The sequence below is a fragment of the Candidatus Hepatincolaceae symbiont of Strigamia maritima genome, assembly GCF_055505085.1.
Window position 1 is genome coordinate 1 of record NZ_DBKDTU010000152.1, and the last position, 8,113, is coordinate 8,113.

Genomic DNA, 8,113 nt, shown 5'->3' on the forward strand with positions numbered 1-8,113 from the left:
CGCTCTTCCGATCTAAAATACATTTAAAAAAATCAAAATTAAGTTATTATTGTTCTATAAAAGAATGACAATTACTTAATAAAATAGGATAGGTACTACTATGTTTAAATTTATTGCTACTTTATTTAAAAAGCAACAAGAAATCACCTTAAAAGAATATAGAGCTATTACTCAGCAAATTAATAGTTTAGAGAAAGATATTTCTCTATTAGATGATACGGCTTTGAAAAATAAAACTCAGGAATTAAAGCGTAAATTTCAAGATGATAAATCATTAAACGCTCTCTTAGTAGAAGCCTTTGCAGTGGTTAGAGAAGCTGCAAAAAGAGTGCTCAACCAAAGACATTTTGATGTCCAAATTATGGGTGGTATAGCACTACACAGGGGTATGATTGCAGAAATGGGTACAGGAGAAGGAAAAACTTTGGCAGCCACTCTACCTGCTTACTTAAATGCTCTAAGCTCTAAAGCTGTACATATTGTTACGGTAAATGATTATCTAGCAACCAGAGATAGCCAATGGATGGGAGAAGTTTTTAGATTCCTAGGTTTAAGGGTGGGGTGTGTTACTGCTAATTTAGCTGAGGGTGCAAGAAAACATGCCTATAGTTGTGATATTACCTATGGTACTAACAATGAATTCGGCTTTGATTACTTGAGGGATAACATGAAACATTCTCTTGATGATATTGCACAAAGAGATTTATATTTTGCAATTATTGATGAGGTAGATTCCATTCTCATTGATGAGGCAAGAACTCCCTTAATTATTTCCGGACAGGCTGAAGATAAAACCACTATCTATAAACTTACTAATTCTTTAGTTCCTTATTTTAATAAGGAAGATTTTGAAATTGATGAAAAACATAAAAATATTAATATTTTAGAAAAAGGAATTGAGAAGTTAGAAGCTTCTATTAAGAAATCTGGGTTAGATTTTAAAGGAAATCTATTTGATGCCCAAAATATAGAACTCTATCACTTCTTTATGCAATCGCTAAAGGCACATCATCTATTTAAAAAAGAGGTAGACTACATTGTAAAAAGCGGTGAAGTAGTAATTATAGATGAATTTACCGGTAGAATGATGGAGGGCAGAAGATATTCTGATGGCTTACATCAGGCAATTGAGGCAAAAGAGAAACTTAATATTAAAAGTGAAAATCAAACCCTAGCCTCTATCACCTTTCAAAATTATTTTCGGATGTATCATAAAATTGCCGGAATGACTGGAACCGCTTCTACAGAATCTAAAGAATTTCAGGAAATCTATGGATTGCGAGTATTAAGTATTCCTCCTAATAAAAAACTTATTCGCAAAGATAGGCATGATAACATATATTTATCATTAGCTGAAAAAGAGCTAGCAATTCTTACAAAGGTACGGAGTAGTTACGCTAAATTACAACCTGTACTAATTGGTACTACTAGTATTGAGAAATCGGAGCATTTATCTAGACTTCTAAATAAAGAGAAAATTCCTCACAAAGTCTTAAATGCAAAATTTCACGATACTGAAGCACAAATTATTGCCCAAGCAGGAGGGAAAGGAGCTATTACTATAGCCACAAACATGGCAGGACGAGGTACTGATATTAAGTTAGGAGGGAATGAAGAATTGTTCATAGAGGATGCTATCAAAGGTCTTAGAGATGATACTAAAATTGCTGAGGTAACTAACCAAATTAAAGCTAAAATAGAACAAGATAAAGCTTTAATTATGGAAGCAGGAGGGCTAGTGGTAATAGGAACTGAGCGACATGAGAGCAGAAGAATTGATAACCAATTAAGAGGGCGTGCCGGTAGACAGGGAGAAGCTGGGGAAACCATTTTTTATTTATGTTTAGAAGACGATCTTATGCGAATTTTTGGGTCTACTAAATTAGAAGGTTTCTTACAAAAAATGGGCTTTAAGGAAAATGAAGTAATTACTCATCCGTTAATTACTAAAGCAATTGAAAAAGCTCAGAAAAAAGTAGAAGATTACAATTTTGAAGTTAGAAAAAGTTTACTCCGCTTTGATGATGTAATTAACGAGCAAAGAAAAGTAATCTATGAACAAAGAAAAGAAATTATTACTAGCGATATAGATGTGAAGAATATGTTGTTTAATATTATAGAAGAAGAGGCTGATAATCTGATACAAACTTATTTTCCTGAAAAAGAATATAGAGAAAACTGGGATTTTCATACTTTTCAACTTAATCTCAGCAGATTATTTAATATCACTGATGATCTTAAAGATGTTGCCTTGGAAGATGGGTTATCATTACAGGAACTTAGTGATAAAGTTACCTCTCTTGCAAAGCTTAAGATTGAGAATATTATTAATTTAATAGGTATAGATGCTTTTAAGGATGTAGTACGTAATATTTCCCTACAAAGTATTGATAATAATTGGAAACAACATCTCTTAGAATTAGATTATGTCCGCTCAAGCATTAATTTACGAGCCTATGCTAATAAAGATCCTTTAAATGAATATAAGCATGAAGCATTTTCATTATTTCAAACAATGTTAAATGATTTAAATCAAAAAATTCTTACAATAATCTCTCACTTAATAATTACTGAGGCTCCTACTGAATTACCCACTGGGACAACGCAATTAAAATCTCAGAACTCACAAGTACAGAATCAAACTCAGGTGCAAACCCAAAGGCAATGGCAAGAGACAACCCAAAGATACCCCTTAGCACAGAGTAAGGAGCAAATTCCTAAAGTACCTATTAAATTTCCTATTACTAACTTCGACAAGATAGGAAGGAACGATTTATGTCCTTGTGGTTCTGGTAAAAAATTTAAACATTGTCACGGAGCTTAATCTATTTATAGTATCTTACTTCCTACCTTTAGGCTTTATCCCATTTTAGAGTTTTTTATAAAAGAATTGCACCTCTTACTAAACAATCTTCTAATTACCCTTAAATTTACATTATATGATGGAGCTGTTGAAAATATGGGGTGTTATTGAGATGCAACGTGAGCAGGGAAATTTTTTTCCCATTCACCGCTTCTAGCAGATAACGGCTGATCGTAAAGTTTTAACTTTACGAAATCTTGTGTCATTTCTAACTTAAATAGTATATGAAACAATAAAGGCTATACAGCTAAAAGAACTGCCTGCAATGAACCCCAAAACAGCATTAAAGACATTAGAATTGTTATTTATATTGTTATATAAATTACCTAAAGAGTATGAAAAAATTCAGGAAGAATATAGACAAAAAAAGAGCATATAGAAAATCAATTTTCTAGTATTTTAAAAAGTTGATAAAAATAAAAACCCCTTTGATTAGAATTAAAGGGTAGGGTTATTTATTAGGAAATAACCATTTAGCAACAATGTACATTAAAGCAAATATACTTGCTGTGGTGCTAGTTATTAGTGCTATTAGTATGTTGTTATCTAATTTCCAATAAGGAATTTTATTTAAACAAACTATTATTAAGATAGCAAAACACCACCCTCTACTACTTTTATATATTTTTCTTAAATATTTATTTCGTACTTTTGCAATATCTTTTAAATGTTGATTTTCTGTTTTAAGTTTATCAAGTTCTACTATCTTTTTTTCATCTTCGTAGGGGGTAGAGTGCTTATTCTTACGCTCAAAATTTTGATCAAGCTTTTCTCTAATTAATTTTGGTGAGGCAATATGAGTCATATTTTAGTTAGTTGGTTCTAATAGAAAGTTAAATTCTTGCTTTATGTCTTCATCATTAAGAGTTTGTTTGGGCTTTGCTTTATCCCATGCCCCACCTTTTTCATGGGTCATATTTGACAAAGTAATAGCACTGAAAGCATTATATTTTTCATAAGTTATTTCTATATAGACAAGTACATCAGGATCAATCTTATTGACACTGTCTTTTTCTAGATATATTGGTTCTTGGATAGGCTTTGCTCCATATGCTTTAAGAGTATGATATAATAGAGGTATTACAGGACCATAAGACCACGCTTCAAAACTTTCTCTTACTAAGGGAGTTCCAGTTAAAGTCAATACAATTCCATTGGCAAAATATATTAATTTTTGTATTGTCATTGGCGAAATAGGATTATTATGCTTTAAGGAGAGTCTAATAAACTCATTAGCTATAACCCTACAATCGTATCTGTTGTGGTTCATTTTTTAAATTTCTTAGAATAAGGTTAGTATAATATATCATTTATTGTATGAGTTGTCAAATTCTTAGTATTTACTTGCGGTTTATAAGAATTCAGAATTAAAAGTGAATATCATTTGTCCTAGAATCTGTACATTATCCTTTGGGTTAATAATAATATCCGAGTATAATTTATTGTCAGATAAGGATATAACTTTATCTTGACCTACTTTATAAAATCTTTTTATTAAGAATTCATTATTAAGTATAAACGAATAAATACTCGCCCCCTGATTTTTTTAACTCTTTTATCCATCAACACATTAGCACCTTGCTAATAGTAGGTATCATGCTATCGATGTTCACATAATCAGCTTCCATATTATTAATCTCATAATTTATTAAGAGTTTTGCTAATTTCAAAGATTTAATAACTAAAAAAACCTGCTTCCTGATAAATCTCAAGCTCTACGTAACCAGCTCCTAACGACTGATTAATATTTTAAAATAGGGTTTTATGTTTCGAGATATCATTAAATTCTTATATCTCTACGGATTACTCCTAGTTTCTGAACTATTCATAGGTGATACTTCAAGTAGTCACTCAAGAAGTATTAGTTATTAATATCTATTTACATTTATAAATAGTAGTAATATCACTATCATTATTTACTTAAATCAACATATTAGATCCTAGTAATAAACAATCATTAAAATTAGAATTATCAGTTGGATCTACATAAGGAAGGTAATTATCATTCCCTACAGTAATAAGTTTTTGATAGTATGGATAGTATACCCCATTACTTTCCTACTTTACCTTCATTCCAAACTGATAATATATCTCCTCCATCTTTCTTAGAATAAACCAAAGATGCAGTTTTATTCTGAGGACTATAATTAAGAAATTCACCTCTTCCATTCTTAATTAAATTCTTTACGAACTCAAGATCTTTTACAGATTCATAAGACTGAACTTCACATAAATAAGAAGATTTATTTCTAGAATCTAATTTATGAGTAAAATTCAATGGTTGGAATTTTTCAACGTAGTGATCATTACTAGGAGTACAATTGAAGTCATAGTAACCTAAATAATTAACTACGTTATCTTCTTCTAAATTTATATCTCCATAAGAGTTATGTTCAAATTTAGTCATACCTTCGTAGGTATCTTCATCATATTCATCTGAAGTAAAGAAATAAGCTATAGACTTCTTAGAATCCAAATAAAAATATTTATTGTTAGTGAAGTTATTTCCCTCAATTTTATTAGTAGCTACACATAGATAAAGAGTTTTATCTATGTGTATTTGAGTTAGCATATAATGACATTGAAGTCAATAGTGATATAACTAATATTGATATGTATTTCATCTTAAGTATATTAATTTTATAATTATTATATATTTTAAATAGGGAATTGTAACTATGTTTGTTTTTAGATCAAAAGACAGCACAAGAGGTGGTGCTTTAGTAGAGTTTTTTTAGGTAGTTGTATCTTCTTATCCGTTAACTCATTAGGTAATACCTATAAAACCCCAGCTATTTTAGACTTCATAGAATCATTTAAGTTATTATTGCTTCTCTCTAAATCTCCGATATAATTATAGTTTATTTCTGTTTTTCAGCTAACTCTTGTAGTGTTAACTTTCTAGTATTTCTAATAATCCTAATATTATTATGTCTCATCTTTAACAATCTCATTGACATATAAAATTATTTAGTTTAAGTTTTCTTTAATTAAACAATTGGGAGTTAAGAAGTCAACAGAGTAAAGATATATAAGGAAATAAGGGGTTAGACCCAAATTATATGTATATACGATGATTCTAAAAATAAATTCTCCCAAAAGTTAATTAATTGGTAGGGAAGAGTCTAAAAAAATAGAAATTAAACAGAATTTTGAGGACTTATCTTTCTCCCAAAAAAGTGTCCTCCATCCGAATCTACTAATATCTTTACCGTAGAAACTAATCCACTTAGACTTCATTGCTTTTCCTGCTAAAAAAGCAACTTAATTTATAACTAGTACCAGCTCATTACAAGAGCTTTTTAGAAGTAAAAGAATAATAATTTACAAAATAGTTGATACCACCTATAACATAATAATATTGATAAGATTGAAGCAAACGAATTAAGGTTCAATAGGGAATCTATGAATATAATACCGGTGCTAGTAGTAAATAATATAATTAACCTAAATAATAACAGCACCTTAAAGCTAGATACAATACCTCTAATGAATTACAAAACATTGTCATAGAAAATAATAATTCCTTATTAAATATAGGGATAAATCAGGTATCCCTAAAAGGTTACACAGCAAAATGATATAGTAGTTTAGCTTATACTAGAGTAATTTACACTAAGTATAATTTATGTGAATATCAAAAAAAGGATAAGCTTTTAATTTAAGTATATCAAAAAGCAATCTAAAGGATGTTATAGCCGAGGTAGGATCAAAATTCAGTAAGCATACCAATTTTAGATATCAGATACGAGCAACAACTCAACAAAAATAATTCCACTACTGAAATAAACTTTAATCAACGTATCTCAGAGAATAACATTAAACTACAAGATAAGAAATATTTCAAGAGTAAAATCAAAGTAGGAGGAGGGTTTAGTTATACATATAATCAAATATTCTATCTAGAGACAATCCTAAGTCAAGATCTAAGTAGGGAAGTAAAAAACACTAGTGTTAGTCTCTCTGCTAAGTATATTTTCTAAGCAGAACTAGTGCTACATATTCAGTAGTATCAATTTTTATAGTAAAGCAGGTTGCACCTCTATATAACTTTATCGGATAGAATAAAGTTATAAAATTTTTATTACATATCCAAAAGATAAAATTTTTTAACTGGATTTTAAAAAAGAAAGTAATAAGCATAAATATTTTGCTAATAAATAGCCTCAGAATAACTAAGGTATAGAAACCCGAAACCCTGTGGTAAATAATTATGGGTTAGTAGTTATAGATTTTTTTGGTTATTATCATGTAACTTATGCTTCATGATAATCGGAATTTGAATAAGGCAGAAGATAATTGTTAAAACTAGTACTCCGAATACTTTAAAATTAACCCAAGTATCGGTACTAACATTACGCCAAATAACCTCATTTATTAAAGCTAGTAATAAGAAGAAGGTTATCCATAGGGTAGTTAAGACTTTCCATCCTTGAGGAGTAATTTTTAAAGATGGACCGAAAGTAAGTTTTAAAAAATTCTTTTTAAAGAGTAATCCTATAATTAAAGCTGAGGCAAAGACTAAATTTAATAGAGTTACTTTAAATTTAATAAAGTTTTCATCATGTAACAATACGGTTAAACTCCCGAATAATACTGCTAAAATAGTAGTTACTACTGGTACCGGATGAAATTTTTTAGTAAAGATATATCCTAAAACAAAAGTAATAATACTAGTAATTACTAAAAACCCAGTAGCTACATAAATACCGTAAAATCTATTTAATATAAAAAATAAAATTAGAGGTAGAAAGTCTAAAAATAAAGGATACTGTTTTTCTTTCATGCTTAATGTTCTCCGAAGATGCTAATACAATGTTTTTTTAGTGCTATATCTAATTCCTGATAACTAACTGATTTACCAAGTTCATATATAGAAGTTACACCAGTTTCTATGTTTCCACAAGGAATAATTCCACTAAAATGGGTTAAATTCGGTTGAATATTTAGAGCAACTCCGTGATAGGTTATCCATTTCTTAACTCTAATCCCAATTGCTGCAATTTTTTTATCAATACCTCTATGTTGTACCCAAACTCCTATCTGGTTTTCTTTAGTATAAGCCTTAATTGTGAAATCTTGCAAAGCTTTAATTACTAGCAACTCTAGATTGTGAATAAATGTTTTAATATCACGATTTCTTCTATTTAAATCTAACATTAAATAAATAATTCTTTGTCCAATTCCGTGATAAGTATATTTGCCACCCCTGTTAGTTTTGATAACCGGAATATTATTATTATTATTAAT

7 protein-coding genes are annotated in these 8,113 nt (G+C 29.5%); 1 reads left to right on the forward strand and 6 read right to left on the reverse strand.

Features of this window, described 5'->3' with window-relative positions:
• Nucleotides 1-100 precede the first annotated feature (100 nt).
• On the forward strand, nucleotides 101-2,824 hold the full coding sequence (gene secA / locus ACQCX0_RS03990) for a preprotein translocase subunit SecA (RefSeq protein ID WP_462562885.1): 2,724 nt from the start codon (nucleotides 101-103) through the stop codon (nucleotides 2,822-2,824).
• Nucleotides 2,825-3,314: 490 nt separating this feature from the next.
• Here the strand turns inward: secA and ACQCX0_RS03995 are convergent, their stop codons facing one another.
• The 6 genes from ACQCX0_RS03995 to lipB form a co-directional block, all read right to left on the reverse strand.
• Nucleotides 3,315-3,668, reverse strand: a complete 354-nt coding sequence (locus ACQCX0_RS03995) for a hypothetical protein (protein WP_462562886.1) — start codon at nucleotides 3,666-3,668, stop codon at nucleotides 3,315-3,317.
• A gap of 3 nt (nucleotides 3,669-3,671) precedes the next feature.
• Entirely contained in the window at nucleotides 3,672-4,133 is a 462-nt protein-coding gene (locus ACQCX0_RS04000) for a Panacea domain-containing protein (protein ID WP_462562887.1), read from the reverse strand.
• An 81-nt stretch (nucleotides 4,134-4,214) separates the two neighbouring features.
• Entirely contained in the window at nucleotides 4,215-4,391 is a 177-nt protein-coding gene (locus ACQCX0_RS04005) for a S24 family peptidase (protein WP_462562891.1), read from the reverse strand.
• Between the two features lie 522 nt (nucleotides 4,392-4,913).
• Nucleotides 4,914-5,435, reverse strand: coding sequence for a hypothetical protein (locus tag ACQCX0_RS04010; RefSeq protein ID WP_462562888.1), 522 nt, complete (start codon nucleotides 5,433-5,435; stop codon nucleotides 4,914-4,916).
• Between the two features lie 1,653 nt (nucleotides 5,436-7,088).
• Entirely contained in the window at nucleotides 7,089-7,649 is a 561-nt protein-coding gene (gene ispZ / locus ACQCX0_RS04015; RefSeq protein ID WP_462562889.1) for a septation protein IspZ, read from the reverse strand.
• Nucleotides 7,650-7,651: 2 nt separating this feature from the next.
• On the reverse strand, nucleotides 7,652-8,113 hold a 462-nt coding region (gene lipB / locus ACQCX0_RS04020), incomplete at its 5' end, for a lipoyl(octanoyl) transferase LipB (protein WP_462562890.1).